Below are 17,595 nucleotides of genomic sequence, written 5' to 3' on the forward strand. Positions count from 1 at the left end.
CGAAGCAGCGACCCCCGCCCCCGCCAAGGAGAGCGCATGGCCCACGACGAGGCACGCCGCGTGTTCCAGGAGGTCGACTCGTTCGACGTCGGCCGGTTCGTCCGGCTGCTCGCGCCCGACGCGCGGCTGGTGTTCGGGAACGCCGAGCCGATGGCCGGGCATGCGGCCATCGCCTCGGGGCTGGAGGCCTTCTTCGCCACCATCGCGGGGCTGTCCCACCGCATCGTCCGCTCGTGGCGGGTGGAGGCCGACACCATCGCCGAGACCGAGGTCACCTACCGGCGGCTGGACGGCAAGGAGGTGAGCGTCGTGGCGGTGTCGATCTGGCGGAAGGGGGCGGACGGGCTGATCACCGACTACCGCATCTTCGTAGACCTGGCCCCGCTCGCCGTGCCCTAGCCGATCACCGAGGCGGGCGGCGCCACGCAGAACTCGTTGCCGTCCGGGTCGGCCATCAGGATCCGGCCGCCGCCGGTGTGGCCGGTGGCGATCCGGGTGGCGCCGAGGGCGATCAGCCGGGCGACCTCGGCCTCCTGGTCGCCACCGGGCGGCGGGGCGAGGTCGAAGTGCAGGCGGTTCTTGCCGGTCTTGAGGTTCACCGGCGGCCCGCCCCAGGTGATCTTCGGGCCGCCGTGCGGGGAGCGGATGGCGGTCTCCTCGTCCTGGTCCCAGACCAGCGGGTAGTCCAGCGCCGCGGCCCAGAAGTAGCCGACCGCCTGGGTGCCGTCGCTGGACAGCGCGCCGAGGAAGCCGCAGTCGGCCAGGAACTTGTTGCCGGCGGGCAGCACGCACAGCTCGTTGCCCTCGGGGTCGGCGAGCACGACGTGCCTGGCGTCGGGACCCTGCCCGATGTCGAGGTGGCGCGCGCCCAGCGCCAGCGCCCGGGCGACGGTCTCCTGCTGCTGCTCCGGGGAGGCGCTGGTCAGGTCGAAGTGGATCTGGTTGGGCCGGTCCTTCTTCTCCTGCGTCGGCAGGAAACGGATGGCGAACCCGGTGTCGTCGTCCGGCACCAGCGTCGGCCCGCCCTGGGGGTCGTCGACCAGGTCCCAGCCGAAGACGCCCGACCAGAAGCGGCCGAGGGCGGGCGGGTCGTTCGCGTCGAAACAGAGCGCTACGAGCTGGGACGTCATCCTGGTTCTCCCCTCGACGGGCATTCTGGCGGCACGCTAGCTCGCCGGACGGTCGCGGGGCCAGCGAATATCGGCTCCGGCGAGCCGGCGCAGCGCCCGCTCGGAGGCCGAGCCGGGTTCGGCGGCGAACAGGTCGAGCCCCCAGCAGGCCGGCGCGTCGGGGAGGCTGACGCGCTCGCCGTACAGGGTCAGCTCCCCGGCCACCGGGTGGTGCAGGACGTGGGCGCGCGAGCGGGCGCGTGCGACCGGGTGCTCGGCCCACAGCCGCGCGAAGTCCGCGCTCAGCGCGAGCAGGCCGTCGAGGTGCGCGGCGAGCCCGGCGTCGCCGCGGAAGCGCCCGAGCAGCACCCGCAGGTGGGCCACGTGCTCGCGCGCCGCCGGCTCCCACCCCGTGCCGTACAGCTCCCGCAGCCGGGGTTCGGTGAACAGCAGGTGCGAGAGAGTGCGGCGCTCCTCCGGCAGCGCGGCGAAGTCGCCGAAGACCGCGACCGCGAGCCCGTTCCAGCCGACGAGCTGGGTGTGCCGGCCGAGCGCGAGCGCGGGCGTCAGCACGAAGGACTCCAGCAGGTAACGCAGGCTCGGCGGCGCCTGCGGCGAGGTCACCGCCGGGCACGGCCGCGGCGGCCTGGCGATCTCGTGCAGGTAGGTCAGCTCGTCGGCGTCCAGGCGCAGGGCGGTGCCGACCGCGTCCAGGATGTCGTCCGAGACGCTCTCGGGTCTGCCCTGTTCGAGGCGGGTGTAGTGGGCGATGCTCACCCCGGCCACCCGGGCCAGTTCCTCCCGTCGCAGCCCCGCGACCCGGCGCATGCGGCCGTAGTCGCGCAGCCCGACATCCTCGGGCCGCAGCCGGGCCCGGCGTGATCGGAGGAAGTCCCGCAACTCGGTCCGTTCGTCCACCCGGCCAGCCTAATCACGCCGTGCGTACCCACAGCACGGGCCTGGCCGGGTGCGGGCGGCGGCTCCAGGCTGTCCGGAGGAAATCCCCGACACCCTGTGGAGCACTCATGTCTGGACCTTTGGCCGTCATCGGCAGCGGGATGATCGGCTCGGCCGTCGCCCGGCTGGCCGTCGCCGCCGGAATGGACGTCGTCGTGAGCAACTCGCGAGGGCCCGGCACCCTCGCGGGGCTCGTGGCCGAGCTGGGCCCGCGGGCGCGGGCCGCCACCCCGGCCGAGGCCGCGCGGGCCGCCGACCTGGTGGTGGCCGCCATCCCGCTCCACGTGTACGGCAGGCTTCCCGCCGAGGCGCTGGCCGGCAGGACCGTCCTGGACACCGCCAACTACTACCCCGAACGCGACGGCCGGCTGGCGGAACTGGAGACGGGCGAGCTGACCTCCAGCGCGCTGGCGCAGCGCCACCTGGCGGGCTCGCGGGTGGTCAAGGCGTTCAACACCATCACCCCGCACCAGCTCGGCACCCTCGCCCGGCCCGCCGGGGCGCCGGACCGCAGCGCCCTGCCCATCGCCGGGGACGACGCGGCGAGCGCCGAGGCGGCCGGGCTGCTGGACCGGCTGGGCTTCGACGCGGTGCGCGTCGGCCCGCTGGCGGAGAGCTGGCGAATCGAACCGGGCACGCCCGCCTACATCCGGCCCTACCTGGGCGACATCCCCGCCCTGGACGTCGCCGACTTCCTCGCCTGGACCTACCGGACGCCCGGCCTCGCCGTACCGGCGGAGCAGGTCAGGAGACTGGTCGCCGCAGCGGTACGGCAGGCGGCCGGGGAGGCGCGGCTGCCCTCGGCGTCGTAGCTACCGCCAGCGGTCGCGCTCGCGGTCCAGGCCGTCGAGGATGAGGTCGAGCCCGACCCCGAACTCCTCGGTGTAGGCGTAGCCGGGCTTGAGGGCGCGCTCGACGATCATCTCGGCCAGGTGCGGGAACTCCTCGCGCGGCAGCCGGTCCAGCATCGAGCCCGCCACGTCCTCCAGCTCTGCCGGGGAGTTGAACGGCAGGCCGAGCTCCTGCAGCGTGAACCCGTAGACATAGCTGTCCAGCGCCGAGATGGCGTGGGCGGTGCCGGAGAGGGTGAAGCCGCCCGAGCGCAGGCAGCCGATGGCGGCGTCGTGGTGGCGCAGGGTCGCGCGGCCGGGGTTGGTCCGCGAGTCCATCAGGCTGATCGCCCACGGGTGGCGCAGCAGTACGGCCCGCATCGAGTCGGCCCGGCGGCGCATCGCGGTGCGCCAGCCGTCCTGGTCCGACGGCAGCTCGATCTCGGCGAACACGAGGTCGAGCATGCCGTCGAGGATCACGTCCTTGTTGCGGAAGTGGTGGTAGAGGGACGCCGCCTCGACGCCGAGCCGCTCGGCGAGGCGGCGCATGCTCGGCACCCCCGAGCCGGCCTCGTCGGCCAGGGCCACCGCCGTGCGCAGCGCCGCCTCCCGGCTCAGCGCGGGGCGGCGGGGGGTGGCCTCCATGGTTCTCCCTTCGTACGGCTTGACAACCTTACACTGTTAGGGAGAACCTAACAGCGTTAGGCTGCTGTCGGGGACGAGGAGACGGACGTGCAACCGATCGGGTCAGGCGCGGGCGACCAGCCGGGGGCGGGCAAGCGGATCTGCGTCATCGGCGCCTCCGGCAAGCTCGGGCGGTACATGGTGGCGCAGGCGCTGGAGCGCGGGTACGACGTGGTGGGGGTGTGCCGGGAGAAGAGCGTGGGCAAGCTGGCCGACTTCGGCGACCGGATCGAGGTGGTTCCCGGGCCGACCGACTCCCCCGCCGTCGTCGCGCGGGCCGTGCGGGACTGCTCCGCCGTCCTGACCGTGCTGGTGCCCTTCGGCGTGCACCACTACGCGTCCGGCACCGCCCAGGCCGTGCTCGACCATGCGCCTCTGGACGCCCGGCTGGTGTTCTCCTGTGGCTGGCACATCAGCCGTGACGGTCTGGACGTCTACCCCTGGACCTTCCGGCTCGCCACCGCCGTCGCCGGACCGCTGCTCCGGCTGGCCCGGGTGGTGGACGTGCGTGACCAGGAGGAGGCGTGCCGCCGAATCTTCGCCAGCGACCGCCGGTGGACGGTCGTGCGTGGCAGTGACCTGGAGGAGGGCGCCGGCCAGGGGCTCCCGGTGTGGAGCCGCCACGTCGGCGACCCGGTGCTCGCCAGCAACCGGACCCGCCGGGTGGACTATGCGCGCTTCATGGTCGAGGCCGTGGAGGACGACTCCCTCATCCACGAAGCCCCCGCCATCGTCGGCCGCCTCACCCCCTCAGCCCTCGCCCACACCCCCTTTGCCGACTGACCTCCCCTCTGCTCTGGCCACACCGGCCCTGTCGGCTGGCCTCATCCGGTGCGGCCAGCCGGCCGGCTCACCCCGCCTGCGCGCCGGCCGTACGGTGGTGAGCTCACCCGCCGGGACCACCGGGGGATCTCTCTGGGAGGCGGGCGCACGCCTGCTCGGGTCTGCTGCGTGCGCGGGTGCCCGGGGGTGTCTGCCAGGCTGGGGGCATGGCGAACTCGATCGAGCCCAGCGGGGGGCGGGTCCGGGTCGGGGTGCTCGGGCCGCTGCTGCTCGACACCGCCACCGGCCCGGCCCCCGTCGGCGGCGCCCGGCTGCGGGCCCTGCTCGCCCGCCTGGCCCTGGACGCCGGCCGCCCCGTGACCCCCGGGGCGCTGATCGAGGCCCTCTGGGCGGAGGATCCGCCGGACGAGCCGCTCCACGCCTTGCAGTCCCTCGTCTCCCGCCTGCGCCGCGTCCTCGGCGACCCGGCCCTGCTCACCTCCGGCCCCGCCGGCTACCGCCTCGCCATCGAGCCGGACGCGGTCGACGCCCTGCGCTTCGAACGCCTGGCCCGCCAAGGCCGCCAGGCCCGGTCCCGCCCGGCCGATGCCGCCACCCATCTCCGCGCCGCCCTCGCCCTGTGGCGCGGCCCGGCCCTGGCCGACGTCCTCACCGCCCCTTTCGCCCCCACCGAGGCCGACCGCCTCACCCGCGCCCACCTGGCAGCCCTGGAAGACCGCATCGAGGCCGACCTCATCCTCACCACCGCCCTGCCACCCCCCGACCGCCACCCGACCACCGACCTCACCCTCCCCTCCGACCCGTCCCTCGTCCTGTCGAGTCCGGGCCAGCCGTCCCACCTCGACCTGGTGGCCGAGTTGGAGGCTCTGGCCGCCGCTCATCCCCTGCGCGAGCGCCTGCACGCCCAGCTCATGCGCGCCCTGACCGCCGCCGGACGGAACGCCGAGGCGCTGGCGGTCTTTCAGCGCACCCGCGAGAAGCTGGCCGACGACTACGGCGCCGACCCGGGCCCCGACCTCCAGCAAGCCCACCTGGAGGCCCTCCGCACCCCCCAGTCGGACCAACGCCCCCGCGGCAACCTCGACGTGCCCCTGACCAGCTTCGTGGGCCGCGACGACGACGTACGCCGCGTCCTCCGCCTCCTCACCCACACCCGCCTGGTCACCCTGGTAGGCCCGGGCGGCGCGGGAAAGACCCGGCTGGCCAACACGGTCGGCAGCCACCTGACCCCACCCGACGGCGTGTGGTTCGCCCCGCTGGCCGCCCTGACCGCCGACGACCTGCCCCGCGCCCTCCACGACCTCCTCGCCGACCCCGCCACCCCCCGCCGCCCGATCACCCCGGACACCCTGATCGACCTGCTCGCCGGCAAAGACCTCACCCTGGTCCTGGACAACTGCGAGCACCTCATCGAGCACGCGGCCACCCTGGCGGCGACCCTGCTGACCCGCTGCCCACGCCTGCGCATCCTCGCCACCAGCCGCGAACCCCTCCGCGCCGACGGCGAAACCCTCCACCAGGTCCACCCGCTGGCCCTCCCCGAAGAAGGCGCCACCCCCGGCCAGGCCCGCGACCGCGCCGCCGTACGCCTCTTCCACGACCGCGCCACCGCCGTCCACCCCGGCTTCACCCTCGACGACGCCACCCTCCCCGCGGTGTCCGAGATCTGCCGCCGCCTCGACGGCCTGCCTCTGGCGATCGAACTGGCCGCCGCCCGCCTGCGCACCCTGCCGGTCGAGGCGATCGCCGCCCGCCTCGACGACCGCTTCCGGCTCCTGAACCACGGCACCCGCACCGCCCTCCCCCGGCACCAGACCCTGAGCGCCGCGGTCGCCTGGAGCTGGGACCTGCTCACCCCTGCCGAACGCACCCTCCTCGAACGCCTCGCGATCATCCCCGGCAGCTTCACCGAGCAGACCGCCGCCGCGCTCGCCGCCCTCGACCCGGCGGACGACGTCGGCGAGCTGCTGGCGTCCCTGGTGGACAAGTCGCTGCTCCAGCTCGCCACCTCCGCCGACCCGGCCGAGCCCCGTTACCGGGCCCTGGAGACCATCCGCGAGTACGGCGTGGCCCGCCTCACCGACCGGGCCGAGCTGGAGACCGTACGGCGGAGCCACGCCCGGCACTTCCTCCACCTCGCCCGGACCGCCGACCCGCACCTGCGCACGTCCGGTCAGCTTCCCTGGCTGGTACGGCTGAGCGCCGAACGCGACAACCTGGCGGCCGCCCTCCGCTGGGCGGCGGAAGCGGGCGACGCCGACCTGGCGACCAGCCTGGCGGTGGCGTTGAGCTGGTTCTGGCTCCTGCGGGACTTCCCGCCGGACTCGCTCGACCTGCTCGCCCGAGTCCGCCAGGTGCGGGGACCTGCCGATCCGGATGGGCGGGCGGTGGTGGTGGCCGCGCATGCCCTGGCCATCACGGAGGTCCTGACCCGGCCGGAGGAGGCGGAGGCGGCCTTCGCCCAGATCCGTGAAGTGCTGTCGGAGTTCCCCACCGAGACGCACCCGGTGCTGGAGATGGCCGGTCTGGCCCTCGCCATCGCCTCAGGAGGCGACCTCCCCGCGCCTGGCGAGCAGTCCGCCGATCCGTGGCGACGGTCGTTGACGCTGCTGGTGCGGGGCGTGCTGACCCTGAACGGCGGGCGCGCCGAGGAGGCCGTCGAGGTGTTGTCGGCGGCGCTGGCCGGGTTCGAGGAGGTGGGCGAGCGCTGGGGAGTGGCCACCACGCTCAGCACCCTCGGCTCGGCCCTGCGGCGCTCCGGCCGTCCCGAGCACGCCCCCGCGTTGGCTGATCGGGCCGGGCGGTACTTCCAGGAGCTCGGCATGCCCGAGCACACCATGGAGAACGAGGTCGCCTCCGCTCTGCACCGGGCGCGGTCGGGGGAGGTGGCCGGTGGGCGGGGCCGGCTCGCGCGCCTGCTCGACCGCGCCGAACGGGCCGGTTCCGCGGAGTCTCAGGCGCAGGTCCACCTGGGGCTGGCTCAGCTCGAATGGCACGCCGGCCGTCCCGCCGCCGCCCGGGCCCATGCTCTCGCCGGGCTGGCCGCCGCCGCGCCCTCGGCGGACCCGGCGCGGGGCGGGCGCTCGACGCCGCACCTGGACGCTCTGCTGCTGGGGGTGCTGGCGCGGGTGGAGGCCGGTGAGGGGTGTCCGGAGCGGGCGTTGCGGCTGCTCAACGTGCCTGCCGTACATCTGGCGTTGTCCTGGCGTACGCCGGTCGCCGGGGCGGTCGCGGTGGCGGTGGCCGGCATCGAGGTGGCGCGGAACCGGCCGGTCGAGGCCGCGCGGCTGCTGGGGGCGGCCGACGTGCTGCGGGGGTGGGCGGCGCCGGACGACCCCGACGTCCAGGAGGTCAGCCGGCAGATCGCCGCCGCCCTGGGTGGCGACGCGGCCGAGGGCGCGCGGAAAGCAGGGGCCGCGAGGGAGGCTGCGGCGGCAATGCCGCGAGCCGAGGTCGAGACCCTGGTGACCGCCACCTTCACCGCCGCCGCCCCGGCCGCCTCCGCCGCTGCCCCCGTTCCCCCCACTCCCGCCACGGACATCGCCCGGTCAGCCGCGGGGGACGGGCTTGGCGAACATGGAGCAGATCGCCGCGAGCTGGAGCGCCTGCGCCGCCTTGGCGAGCTTGGCGTCGGCCCCGAACTCGCTCCAGTACTCGGTGGCGATCAGGACGGTGGCCGCCCGGCTGCCGGTGCGGTCGGTGAGGCCGACGGTGAGGTAGCCGGGCATACCGCCGTCATGCCCCCAGAAGGTGCCGCACGGGGTGGTGGCGCTCTGGATGCCCAGCCCGTAACCGGGCCCGTCCGGCTGCTGGGGGTCGATCGGGACGAGGGTGCGAAGCTGGGCGAGCTGCGTGGCGGGCAGCAGCTTGCCGGACATCAGGGCACGGGTGAAACGCGACCAGTCGCCCGCCGAGGAGACCACTGACCCGGCCGCCCCGCCCCAGCTCGGGCTGTTGGCCGAGACGTCGATGTGGCCGTTGCGGCGCGGGCCGACCAGGGCCCGCCAGGCGACGGGCACCGCGGGCGGCTGGTGCGCGGCGTCCTTCTCGTAGCCGCGGGCGTACGAGCCGCGCCAGGAGGAGCCGGTGGGGACGTAGGTGTGCTCCAGGCCGAGCGGCCGGGCGATGCGGTCGCGCACCAGGTCGGCGAGGCTCTTGCCGGTGACCCGTTCGAGGACGGCGCCGAGCGCGGCGTAGCCGGTGTTGCTGTAGGCCCACTTCTTGCCCGGCTTGAACAGCGGGTCCTGCTTCACCCCGACGGCCAGCAGCTCGGCCGAGGTCCAGCGGCGCCGGTCCTTGCCCAGGATCGACGGCAGCAGCGCGGGTTCCTCGGTGTAGTCGGCCAGGCCGCTGGTGTGGTTGAGCAACATGCGCAAAGTGATGGCCGAACCGTTCGGCACCTGGCCGGGCAGCCACTTCTCCACCGGGTCGGTCAGCGCGAGCCGTCCCTCGGCGACCAGTTGCAGGACCAGGGTGGCGGTCATGGTCTTGGTGTTGGAGCCGACGCGGAACTCGTCGCCGGTCTTGAGCACGTGGTCGCGTCTGGTCCAGGGCGCCTGTTCGGCGATCTCGACCGGCCGGCCGCGTCCGTCGTCCACCCGGACGATCACGCCGGGCGCTCCGGCGGCGACCAGTTGGCGGGCCAGGTCTTTGAGCTGCTCGTACGGCGTCGCCGCCGCGGCCGGGGCGGGGAGGGCGGCGAACACGGCCAGGCTCGCGGCGGCAGCCGTACGAGACAGGAGGCGGGCGTGGCGGGGCATCGGGGACTTCCTTCGGGCACTCGGGCGATAGGGACGCCTTCACCTTCCAGCCCGTCGCTCACAAACCGCTCGCACCGCGCTGTCAGCCGTACAAGCGGGTGGAGATCACCCCGCCGACGCCCGGCACGCCCTTGAGCGCGGCGCGGGCCTGTTCGACGGTCAGGCCCTTGACGTGCAGCATCTCCTGGCCTGGGGTGCCCTGCTCGCGCAGGTAGTGGTTCCACACGCGGGCGTTGTGCTCGCGGTCCTCGTAGTAGACGCGTTCGGCGCGCGGCAGGAGCGCTCGGACGACCGCCTCGCGGTCCTCGCCGGTCGGGGGGTGCTCGCAGGTGGGCAGGAGGCTGTCGAGAAGGCCGCCCCGGTGGCAGAGCAGGACGGAGACGTCGGCCTTCGCGGACCAGAAATGCTGGTGGAAGACCAGGGCCATGCCGACGCCTGGCAGGTCGGAGAGGGTGCGCTCCAGTTCGCGGCCGGATGTGACGGTGTCGAGGGTGCCGACCAGTTTGTCGGCTTCGAGGGATCGGGGGCTGACCGCCGCCTCGGCTCGGGACTGTTCGCGGGGTTTGAGGTGGACGTCGCGGATGCCGGGGATGGCGCGGACCTTGGCCTCGATGGCGGCCCAGTCGGCGTCTCGCTCGTCGCGGTCGCAGCCGACGGCGGTGGAGTCGCGGCAGAGGGTCACCTCCAGGACGCCGGTCTTGGGCCAGGGGCCGTCCGGTGGGGAGTCGGCGCCGCCCGGGGCTCCGCAGGCGGTGGCGGCCAGCAGGAGGGCGGCGGTCGTCAGCGTGCGGCGGGCGTTCATCGGGCCTGCTTCGGGGTGGCCTGGCGGAACACGATCGCCGCGCCGTGTGCCGCTGCGGCGGGGACGAACGGCTCACCGGTGGCGGCGCGCTGGAGCCTGGTTCCGCGCAGTGGTTCTTCGGTGGTGGCCTGCTTGGGCTCGGCTTTCCGTGGCGGTTCTTCGGTGGCGGGTCGTGCGGGATCGGCTTCTCGCAGGAGGGCTTCGGTGGCGGGGAGGTCGGTGACCTCGATGACGTAGGCGCAGAGGGTGGGCAGGTGCTTCGGGTGCTCGCCTGGGAGAAGGCGGGCCAGTTCGGCGGGGGTGAGGAGGGTGAGGCGGCCGTGGGTGAGGGTGAAGCGGCGGGTCGAGCCTGCCGCCTCGGCCGGGACGCCGAGATAGCGCTCGTATCGCTCGGTGGTCGGGTCGAGGTCGGGTTCGGCCACGCAGAGCAGGGCCTCGGTCAGGGCGGTTGCGCCGTTGGGGTGGTCGAGGCCGAGCTGGGCGTCCAGGAGGTCGGCCGGGGCGTCCTCGGCGGCCCCGATCCGGCCCTCGGGCAGGAGGCCTTGCCCCGAGGTGGCGAGGAGGTCGAGGTATTTGATCGGGGCGAGCGTCGTCCCGGCGGCGGTGGTGATGGGACGTTGGCCGGGGCGGGCTCCGCTGTGCGGGACGGCTGCCGCGTCGAGCCGGGCGGCGGTGGCCTCGGCGTCGGCGGAGGCGAGGACCAGGATGTGCGCTCCCTCGGCCTGCCCGAGCCGGTCGGCCAGGCCGGCGAGGGTGTTCCGGATCCCGTCACGCACCGCGGCGAGCTTGGCGTCCGGGACGGCCAGGGGGACGAGGCGGGCGTCATCGGGCAGCCCGGAAGTGAAAGCGGGCAGTCCGGCCTGCTCGGCGGGGGCGGAGGCGGGCTGTTCGGTCCGATCGGTGGGGGCGAAGGCGAGGAGTTCGACGAAGCCGCGGGGGAAGTCGGCGTGGGTGTTGCCCGCGCCGACCGGCTCGGGTGGCGCGCCGGGGGTGGGCGGCAGTGCGGGGTAGGCGGGCGGGCCGACTCGGAAGCCCAGGCGGCGGAAGGTGTCGATCGCGGCGCCCAGGTCGTGGACGACGAGGCCGACGTGGTGAAGGCCGGTGAGGTCGCTGCTGGCCATGAGGGGAGGGCCTCTCTGGGTCTGCGGTTCGGGCGTGAAAGGGGTCGCGGGGCGTGAAGGGCGCGGGCAGGGAGGGGTCGCGGGGGCAGGGAGTGATCGCGGGTCAGGGAGGGGTCGGGCGGCGGGTCTGAAGGGGCCGGGGCTATGGGCCGTAGGCCAGGTGGTGGAACTCGGTCCTGAGCTCCGCGAAGGCGGCCAGGACTTGAGGCGCGGCGGCGGCGAAGAGCTCGAGTGCGGGCGGGGTGGAGGGCTCGAAGGAGCGGCGGATGACGTCGGCGAGCTGGTCGGCCCGGTGCTCCAGGGTGAAGCGGGGGCCGGCGGGCAGGAGCGGTCCGGCGGCGAAGAAGCCGTAGGCGATGGCCTGCGTGGCGTGGTCGATGTCCGCCAGATCCTGACCGGGCCGCAACAGGCCGTGCTCGCGCAGGGCGGCGAGGTGCGCGCGGGCCGCGACGAGCTTGGCGGCCAGGACCCCGGCCCGGGCCGGGTGGGCGCCGAGAAGGGCGGGGTCGGCGAACAGGCTGCGCAAAAGGGGCCGCCGCATGGCCGCGAGGAAGTGCCGCCGCAGGTAGCGGTGCAGGGCGGCCTCGACAGGGTCGGCGCGGATGGTGGCGAGGACCTCGTCGAGCATCGCGACCGCCGCCCGCGCGCCCACCGCCAGCAGCAGTTCCTCCCGGCTGCGCCAGTGCAGGTAGACCGTGCCCTTGCCGACCCCGGCCCGCCGCGCCACCTCGTCGATGCGCAGTTCCCGCGACCCCACCTCGATCAGCAGGGTCGCCGCGGCGTCCAGGAGCGCGTCGGCGCGCTCGCGCAGATCGGTCCGCTGCGTCCTGGCCACGACCTCACCTCCGGCTAACTCGTGACCAGAACGCTAACACAGTCACGGGATGGCGGTGATCTCGAGCTCCAGCGTCACCTCCTTGGCGAGCAGCAGGCTCGTCGCCGCGTTCCAGTTCACGCCCCACTTCATCCGGTTGACGCCGACCGAGCCCTCGAACACCAGGGCGTCCTGCTCGCCGTACCGCAGCCCGAGGTCCACGGTGATCGGCCGGGTGACGCCGCGGATGGTGAGGCCACCGGTGACCCGGAAGGCGGCGGGCCCGAGCTGGGTCACCCCGGTCGAGGCGAAGCGGATGAGCGGGTGCGCGGCGACGTCGAGGAAGCGGGCCCGCAGGTGCTCGTCGCGCTGCGGGTTGCCGGTCTGGACGCTGCCCGCCTGGACGGCGACCTCGACCGTGGAGTTCGCCGGGTCGTGGCCGTCGAGGCGGGCGCTGCCCTCGAAGGCGTCGAACCGGCCGCGCACCCACGGGCCCATGGTGTGGCGGGTGAGGAAGGCCAGGCGGGTGCGGGCGGGGTCGAGGGTGTAGTGGCCGGTGAGCTCGGCGGTACGGAGGTCGGACATCGGTGCTGACTCCCAGGTCGAAGGGGTGACAGCGATACGACGGGGTAGCCGCCCGGAAGGTGAGGCCTCACGTTCGGCGGCGGTGTCTCGTCAGGAGGAGGGACAGGGCCGAGACGACGAGGGAGAACCATGACCACGCGACCCGAACCGGACGGCGGCGAGCTCGACCCGGGCCTGAGCGCGATCATGAGCGAGCGGCGGCAGCTCATCAACCTCGCCTACCGCCTGCTCGGCTCGCTGGCCGACGCCGAGGACGTGGTGCAGGAGACCTACACCCGCTGGTACGCGATGTCCCGCGCCCAGCAGGGGGCGATCGAGTCGCCGGGCGCGTGGCTCACTAAGGTCGCCGGCCGCATCTGCCTCGACCTGCTGCGTTCGGCGCGGGTGCGACGGGAGAGCTATGTGGGGGCGTGGATCCCCGAGCCCGTGCCGGACCGGAGCGAGTGGATCAGCGGGCGCTCACCGGACCCGGCCGACCGGGTGACGCTCGACGAATCGGTCTCCATGGCCTTTCTGGTGGTCCTGGAGGAGATGACGCCGGCCGAGCGGGTCGCCTTCGTCCTGCACGACGTCTTCCGCTATCCGTTCACCGAGGTGGCCGAGATCGTCGGCCGCACTCCGGGGGCCTGCCGGCAGCTCGCCTCCTCCGCGCGGCGGCGCATCCGGGACTCGGCCCCGGCTCAGGCTCCGGCCGCGCGCAGCGCCGAGATCGTCCGGAGCTTCAAGCAGGCCTGGGCGGCCAAGGACATCGAGGCGCTCGTCGCCCTGCTCGACCCGGAGGCGACCGGCCTGGCCGACGGCGGCGGGCTGGTCTCCGCCGTCCTGGACCCGCTCAACGGGGCCAGGGAGATCGCCCGGGTGCTGGTCGAGCTCGCCACGCTGGTCCCGGATCTGGCCTTCCGCGAGCGTACGGTCAACGGCCGGCCGGGCCTGGTGGCACACCTGGACGGCGCGACGGTCGCGGTGATCGCGCTGGAGGTCGTCGGCGACCGCATCACCCAGCTCTGGGCCGTCCGCAATCCCGAGAAGCTGCGCCCCTGGACCGAAAACTAGTCCAGGGAGGTGTCGCCCAGCGACTCCAGCAGCCCGCGCAGCGCGCCCGCGAGTTGCTCGCGCTCCTCCTCGCCGAGGGTGTGCAGGATGCGGGCCTCGTTGGCCACGTGCAGCGGGACCAGTTCCTCGATCAGCCGCCAGCCCTCGTCGGTCAGCCGTACCCGGACCGAGCGGCGGTCGTCCTCGTCGCGGATGCGCTCGACGAGCCCGCGACCGGCCAGGCGGTCGATGCGGTTGGTGATCGCGCCGGAGGTGACCATGGCGGCGCGGTTGAGCGCGCCGGCGGTGAGCTCGTAGGGCGGCCCTGAGCGGCGCAGGGTCGCCAGGACGTCGAACTCCCAGCGTTCGAGGCCGTGCCGGTTGAAGAACTCCTTGAGCTCCCGGTCGAGCAGGAGCGAGAGCCGGGTGATGCGCCCGACGATGCCCATGGGCCAGGGGGCCAGGTCGGGGCGCTCCCGTTTCCACTGCTCCAGAAGCTGGTCCACGGCGTCACTCATCGGCGCACCCTCTCAACGGTAACTATCTTAACGTTAAGCAACTTGACGTTGAAGCTGTCTTGGGAGATTATCTCAACGTTGAGATTATTAACGAGGAGAGAACAGATGTCCAGCTTGCCGACGCGCGCCGCCCCGCTCTGGGGCACCGTCGCGCTCACCGCGTTGACGCCGCTGGCCTGGGGCTCGACCTACGCGGTGACCACCGAGTTCCTGCCGCCCGACCGCCCCCTGTTCACCGCCCTGATGCGAGCGCTGCCCGCTGGACTGGTCCTGCTGGCGGTGGCCAGGACCCTGCCGAAGGGGGTGTGGATCTGGCGGGCGGCCGTCCTCGGGGTGCTGAACATCGGGGCGTTCTTCCCGCTGCTGTTCCTGGCCGCCTACCGGCTGCCGGGCGGGGTGGCCGCGGTGCTGGGCGCGGCCGGGCCGCTGTTCGCGCTCGGTTTCGCCGCCGCGTGGCTGGCCGAGCCGCCCACCCGGCGCAAGGTGCTGGCCGGGCTCGCCGGAGTGCTGGGCGTCAGCCTGGTGGTCCTGCGGGCGAACGCGGCGCTGGACGCGGCCGGCATCGCGGCCGGGGTCGCCGGATCGGCGGCGATGGCCGCCGGGACCGTTCTGGCCAAGCGCTGGGGCCGGCCCGCCGGCGCCGGACCGGCCGCGATCGCCGCCTGGCAGCTCACCGCCGGCGGCCTGCTGCTCCTGCCGGTGGCCTTCCTCGTCGAAGGGGCGCCGCCCGTGCTCGACGGCCAGGCCGTGCTGGGCTACGCCTACCTCGGCGTCGTGGGCACCGCGGTCGCCTACTGGATCTGGTTCCGCGGGATCTCCCGGCTGCCGGCCACCTCCGTCTCCTTCCTCGCCCTGCTGAGCCCGCTGTCCGCCGCGATCATCGGCTGGGCCGCGCTCGGCCAGAGCCTGTCGCCCCTCCAGGTGCTGGGGATGGCGATCGCCCTCGGCGGTACCTTCCTCGGCCAGACCCCCGCCAGACCGGGTGCCCCGCCGCGCCCTGGACAGCCTGCAGTCACTTCCCCTGAGGAAGTCGTCGTGTCTCCTAAGAAGGTCAGAGTATGAGTCCCGTTGAGTCCCCCTCCCGCGCCGGCGCCGCCGCCGAGCGCGTCACGTTGAAGAACTGGCTGGCCGTGATCGCCGTGGCGGTCGGCACCTTCCTGGTGGTGACCGCCGAGCAGCTCCCGGTCGGCCTGCTCACCTCGATCGGCGGCGACCTTCGCATCAGCGAGGGCACCGCCGGGCTGATGGTCACCGTGCCCGGCCTGGTCGCCTCGGCCAGCGCGTTGCTGGTGCCGGTGGCGATCGGGCGGATGGACCGCCGCAAGGTCCTGCTCGGCCTGATCACCTTGATGGTCGCCGCCAACGTGCTGTCCTTCCTGGCCTCGGGTTTCGTGCCGTTGCTGGTGGCGCGGTTCCTGGTCGGGATCAGCATCGGCGGCTTCTGGGCGCTGGCGGCCGGCATCGCCGTACGCCTGGTGCCGGGTGAGCACGTGGCCCGCGCCACCGCGATCGCCTTCGGCGGCGCCACGGCGGCCAACGTCCTCGGCGTACCGGCCGGCACGCTGATCGGCGGGCTGACCGACTGGCGCATCGCCTTCATCACGCTGGCCGGGCTCGGCGTGCTGGCGGTGGCGGCGCTGTTCCTGCTGCTGCCGAACCTGCCCGCGCACCAGTCGTTGCGGGTGCGCACGCTGGTCGGCCTGTTCGGCGACCGCGTCGTCCGTGCCGCCATCCTGACCACGTTCCTGCTGGTCATGGGGCACATGGCGGCCTACACCTTCATCAGCCCGATCCTCCAGGAGATCTCCGGCCTGGACGCCGAGCTGATCGGCCCGATGCTGCTCGGCTTCGGCGCGGCGGGCATCGCCGGCACCGCCCTGGCCGGCGGCGCCGCCGGGCGGAACGTGTACGCCACCGTGATCGGCGGCGGCGTGCTGCTCACCGCGGTGCTGGCGCTCTTCCCGCTCGCCGGCGGGAACCTGGCCGCCGCGATCGTCCTGCTCCTGCTGTGGGGCGCGGCCTTCGGGGCCGTGCCGGTCGGCGTGCAGATGCTCATCTTCAAGGCCGCGCCCGACCGGACCGAGGCCGCGACCGCGCTGAACACCGTGGTGTTCAACCTGGCCATCGCGCTCGGCGCGCTGGTGGGCGGGCTGATCGTGGACGCCGCCTCGACCACGGCGGTCCTGTGGGTGGGCGCCGCGCTGACCGTCCTCACCGTGCTGTCGGTGTGGAGCGCCAAGAAGGGCGAGGTCGCCCGCTCCTGATCCGAGCGGCCCGAGGACCGGCCTCCTTTCCGGGGGCCGGTCCTCGGCGTTTTTCAGGGGTACGGCTGGCCGTGGCGGCGCTCGTGGCGCGCCCGGGCCGCGTCGTGCGCCTCGCGCAGCAGGCCGAGCACCAGGTCGAGGGTCTGCGGGCCGGGGTTGACGACGGAGATCCAGCCGAGCGAGCCGTACACCGGGTGCGGGACGACGGTGTCGGCCGCCGCGTAGTCGCGGGGCCGGGTGAGCGTGCGCGGCTCCTCACCGGTCAGGGTCTGGAAGGTCGCGCGGTCCACGTGGATGTTCAGCCGCCAGCGGCCCTCGGGGTCGAGGTCGGAGGCGGTGTCGTCGGGGTAGTCCTTCGTCACGATCGTGCCGTAGGGCTGGGTGGTGCGCGGCATCTCGCCGTCGGGGGCGTAGTAGAAGAACGCGTCACCCCACGCCAGCTCGGGCAGGCCGTCGCCGGGTCCGGGGGTCACCACCAGCACGCCGTCGAAGGTGCGCACGGTCGTCAGGATCTGGTCCATACTCATGGTTCAAGCATGTCCTTCAAGTGCTTATGTGGGGTTGGACCGTGGAGGTGCTGAGGACGGCCGAGGTCGCCCGGCGGTCGGGGTATTCGCTGCAGCAGGTGCGTGACCTGGAGCGACTGGGCGTGGTTCCGCCTGCCGTACGGCAGGAGAACGGGTATCGGGCCTACCACGAGACGCACGTGCTGGCGTTGCGGGCCTACAGAGGGCTCGCGGCGGCGGCCGGGCCGGTGGAGGCGCGGCGGCTGCTGGCAGAGCTCTGGGGCCGGCCCCTGGCCGAGGCCGCGGCGGCGGTGGGGGCGGTGCACGTACGGCTGGCGCGGGAGCGGGAGGAGACGCTCGGCGCGCTGGAGGCGTTGCGCGCGATCCAGGCCGAACCCGGCGCGCCGGAGCAGGAGGAGGACGCGATGACCATCACCGAGCTGGCCGGGGCGCTCAACGTGCGGCCCTCCACCCTGCGCTTCTGGGAGCAGGAGGGGCTGGTGGTCCCCGAGCGGGTGACCTCCCTGCGCGCCAGACGGTACGGCGTCGCCGCCATCCGGGCGGCCCGGGTGGTGGCCGCCCTGCGGGGCAGCGGGTACGGCATCGCCGCGGTGCGCGAGATCGTCGGCGCGCTGCCCCGGCTGGAAGACGCCGACCGCATCCTGCGCGAGCGCCTCGACCGCATCGCCGTCCGCACGGTGGCCTTGCTCCGAGCGGGCGCCGACCTCGCCACCGTCCTCGACCACCTCACCCCGCCCGGCAACCCCGGACGCCCTTAGGCCACCAGCCGCCCGGCAACCCAGATTGTCGACAGGCGGGCACCAGCACAG

Annotated in this window: 17 protein-coding genes and 1 pseudogene; 8 read left to right on the forward strand and 10 right to left on the reverse strand. The window is 74.0% G+C overall.

Annotated elements, in window-relative coordinates; all coding sequences use genetic code 11:
• Positions 1-36: 36 nt before the first annotated feature.
• On the forward strand, positions 37-399 hold the full coding sequence (locus ACIBG7_RS13915) for a nuclear transport factor 2 family protein (RefSeq protein ID WP_357923472.1): 363 nt from the start codon (positions 37-39) through the stop codon (positions 397-399).
• Here ACIBG7_RS13915 and ACIBG7_RS13920 read toward each other — a convergent pair.
• Both ACIBG7_RS13920 and ACIBG7_RS13925 read right to left on the reverse strand, forming a co-directional pair.
• Positions 396-1,130, reverse strand: coding sequence for a VOC family protein (locus tag ACIBG7_RS13920; protein ID WP_357923470.1), 735 nt, complete (start codon positions 1,128-1,130; stop codon positions 396-398). The genes ACIBG7_RS13915 and ACIBG7_RS13920 overlap by 4 nt on opposite strands.
• Before the next feature lie 36 nt (positions 1,131-1,166).
• Complete coding sequence (locus ACIBG7_RS13925; RefSeq protein ID WP_397336384.1) at positions 1,167-2,027, reverse strand: helix-turn-helix domain-containing protein; 861 nt, start codon at positions 2,025-2,027, stop codon at positions 1,167-1,169.
• 107 nt (positions 2,028-2,134) lie between these two features.
• On the opposite strand from ACIBG7_RS13925, the gene ACIBG7_RS13930 reads away from it, so the two are divergent.
• Positions 2,135-2,878, forward strand: a complete 744-nt coding sequence (locus ACIBG7_RS13930; RefSeq protein ID WP_397336386.1) for an NADPH-dependent F420 reductase — start codon at positions 2,135-2,137, stop codon at positions 2,876-2,878.
• Here the strand turns inward: ACIBG7_RS13930 and ACIBG7_RS13935 are convergent, their stop codons facing one another.
• Positions 2,879-3,541: a TetR/AcrR family transcriptional regulator gene (locus ACIBG7_RS13935; protein WP_357923464.1), complete on the reverse strand. Its 663-nt coding sequence runs from the start codon at positions 3,539-3,541 to the stop codon at positions 2,879-2,881.
• Positions 3,542-3,628: 87 nt separating this feature from the next.
• On the opposite strand from ACIBG7_RS13935, the gene ACIBG7_RS13940 reads away from it, so the two are divergent.
• Positions 3,629-4,363 (forward strand): NAD(P)H-binding protein, encoded by a 735-nt coding sequence (locus ACIBG7_RS13940; RefSeq protein WP_357923462.1) that lies wholly within the window; start codon positions 3,629-3,631, stop codon positions 4,361-4,363.
• A gap of 206 nt (positions 4,364-4,569) precedes the next feature.
• Positions 4,570-5,388, forward strand: a pseudogene (locus ACIBG7_RS13945) (BTAD domain-containing putative transcriptional regulator); the annotation flags it as partial.
• 2,523 nt (positions 5,389-7,911) lie between these two features.
• On the opposite strand, the gene ACIBG7_RS13950 reads toward ACIBG7_RS13945, so the two are convergent.
• From ACIBG7_RS13950 to ACIBG7_RS13970, 5 genes are all read right to left on the reverse strand, one after another.
• Entirely contained in the window at positions 7,912-9,123 is a 1,212-nt protein-coding gene (locus ACIBG7_RS13950) for a serine hydrolase domain-containing protein (RefSeq protein WP_397336387.1), read from the reverse strand.
• A gap of 82 nt (positions 9,124-9,205) precedes the next feature.
• Positions 9,206-9,925 (reverse strand): hypothetical protein, encoded by a 720-nt coding sequence (locus ACIBG7_RS13955; RefSeq protein ID WP_397336388.1) that lies wholly within the window; start codon positions 9,923-9,925, stop codon positions 9,206-9,208.
• Positions 9,922-11,046, reverse strand: a complete 1,125-nt coding sequence (locus ACIBG7_RS13960) for a VOC family protein (RefSeq protein ID WP_397336389.1) — start codon at positions 11,044-11,046, stop codon at positions 9,922-9,924. The genes ACIBG7_RS13955 and ACIBG7_RS13960 overlap by 4 nt, the downstream gene beginning before the upstream one ends.
• 142 nt (positions 11,047-11,188) lie before the next feature.
• Complete coding sequence (locus ACIBG7_RS13965) at positions 11,189-11,881, reverse strand: TetR/AcrR family transcriptional regulator (protein WP_397336390.1); 693 nt, start codon at positions 11,879-11,881, stop codon at positions 11,189-11,191.
• A 42-nt stretch (positions 11,882-11,923) separates the two neighbouring features.
• A complete protein-coding gene (locus ACIBG7_RS13970) occupies positions 11,924-12,445 on the reverse strand; it encodes a YceI family protein (protein WP_397336391.1) in 522 nt (173 codons plus the stop codon).
• Positions 12,446-12,574: 129 nt separating this feature from the next.
• On the opposite strand from ACIBG7_RS13970, the gene sigJ reads away from it, so the two are divergent.
• Complete coding sequence (sigJ, locus tag ACIBG7_RS13975; protein WP_397336392.1) at positions 12,575-13,498, forward strand: RNA polymerase sigma factor SigJ; 924 nt, start codon at positions 12,575-12,577, stop codon at positions 13,496-13,498.
• On the opposite strand, the gene ACIBG7_RS13980 is transcribed toward sigJ, so the two are convergent.
• Complete coding sequence (locus tag ACIBG7_RS13980) at positions 13,495-13,995, reverse strand: MarR family winged helix-turn-helix transcriptional regulator (RefSeq protein ID WP_397336393.1); 501 nt, start codon at positions 13,993-13,995, stop codon at positions 13,495-13,497. The genes sigJ and ACIBG7_RS13980 overlap by 4 nt on opposite strands.
• Before the next feature lie 105 nt (positions 13,996-14,100).
• Between ACIBG7_RS13980 and ACIBG7_RS13985 the strand changes: the two genes are divergently transcribed.
• Together ACIBG7_RS13985 and ACIBG7_RS13990 are read left to right on the forward strand one after the other, a co-directional pair.
• Positions 14,101-15,057 carry an EamA family transporter gene (locus tag ACIBG7_RS13985; RefSeq protein ID WP_397336394.1) on the forward strand — a complete coding sequence of 319 codons (957 nt, stop codon included), beginning with the start codon at positions 14,101-14,103 and terminating at the stop codon, positions 15,055-15,057.
• Positions 15,054-16,259: an MFS transporter gene (locus ACIBG7_RS13990; protein WP_397336395.1), complete on the forward strand. Its 1,206-nt coding sequence runs from the start codon at positions 15,054-15,056 to the stop codon at positions 16,257-16,259. The genes ACIBG7_RS13985 and ACIBG7_RS13990 overlap by 4 nt, the downstream gene beginning before the upstream one ends.
• 53 nt (positions 16,260-16,312) lie before the next feature.
• On the opposite strand, the gene ACIBG7_RS13995 is transcribed toward ACIBG7_RS13990, so the two are convergent.
• Entirely contained in the window at positions 16,313-16,786 is a 474-nt protein-coding gene (locus tag ACIBG7_RS13995) for a DUF6194 family protein (protein WP_397336396.1), read from the reverse strand.
• Positions 16,787-16,827: 41 nt separating this feature from the next.
• On the opposite strand from ACIBG7_RS13995, the gene ACIBG7_RS14000 reads away from it, so the two are divergent.
• Positions 16,828-17,544 carry a MerR family transcriptional regulator gene (locus tag ACIBG7_RS14000; RefSeq protein WP_397336397.1) on the forward strand — a complete coding sequence of 239 codons (717 nt, stop codon included), beginning with the start codon at positions 16,828-16,830 and terminating at the stop codon, positions 17,542-17,544.
• Positions 17,545-17,595: the final 51 nt, after the last annotated feature.

Source organism: Nonomuraea sp. NPDC050328 (assembly GCF_044459405.1).
Classification (GTDB): Bacteria; Actinomycetota; Actinomycetes; order Streptosporangiales; family Streptosporangiaceae; genus Nonomuraea.

Excerpts from the sequence above, each read along its gene's own strand:
- ACIBG7_RS13915 (WP_357923472.1), top strand. The coding sequence starts at position 37 with ATGGCCCACGACGAGGCACGCCGCGTGTTCCAGGAGGTCGACTCGTTC.
- ACIBG7_RS13920 (WP_357923470.1), bottom strand. The coding sequence starts at position 1,130 with ATGACGTCCCAGCTCGTAGCGCTCTGTTTCGACGCGAACGACCCGCCC.
- ACIBG7_RS13930 (WP_397336386.1), top strand. The coding sequence starts at position 2,135 with ATGTCTGGACCTTTGGCCGTCATCGGCAGCGGGATGATCGGCTCGGCC.
- ACIBG7_RS13935 (WP_357923464.1), bottom strand. The coding sequence starts at position 3,541 with ATGGAGGCCACCCCCCGCCGCCCCGCGCTGAGCCGGGAGGCGGCGCTG.
- ACIBG7_RS13950 (WP_397336387.1), bottom strand. The coding sequence starts at position 9,123 with ATGCCCCGCCACGCCCGCCTCCTGTCTCGTACGGCTGCCGCCGCGAGC.
- ACIBG7_RS13955 (WP_397336388.1), bottom strand. The coding sequence starts at position 9,925 with ATGAACGCCCGCCGCACGCTGACGACCGCCGCCCTCCTGCTGGCCGCC.
- ACIBG7_RS13960 (WP_397336389.1), bottom strand. The coding sequence starts at position 11,046 with ATGGCCAGCAGCGACCTCACCGGCCTTCACCACGTCGGCCTCGTCGTC.
- ACIBG7_RS13970 (WP_397336391.1), bottom strand. The coding sequence starts at position 12,445 with ATGTCCGACCTCCGTACCGCCGAGCTCACCGGCCACTACACCCTCGAC.
- sigJ (WP_397336392.1), top strand. The coding sequence starts at position 12,575 with ATGACCACGCGACCCGAACCGGACGGCGGCGAGCTCGACCCGGGCCTG.
- ACIBG7_RS13980 (WP_397336393.1), bottom strand. The coding sequence starts at position 13,995 with ATGAGTGACGCCGTGGACCAGCTTCTGGAGCAGTGGAAACGGGAGCGC.
- ACIBG7_RS13985 (WP_397336394.1), top strand. The coding sequence starts at position 14,101 with ATGTCCAGCTTGCCGACGCGCGCCGCCCCGCTCTGGGGCACCGTCGCG.
- ACIBG7_RS13990 (WP_397336395.1), top strand. The coding sequence starts at position 15,054 with ATGAGTCCCGTTGAGTCCCCCTCCCGCGCCGGCGCCGCCGCCGAGCGC.
- ACIBG7_RS13995 (WP_397336396.1), bottom strand. The coding sequence starts at position 16,786 with ATGAGTATGGACCAGATCCTGACGACCGTGCGCACCTTCGACGGCGTG.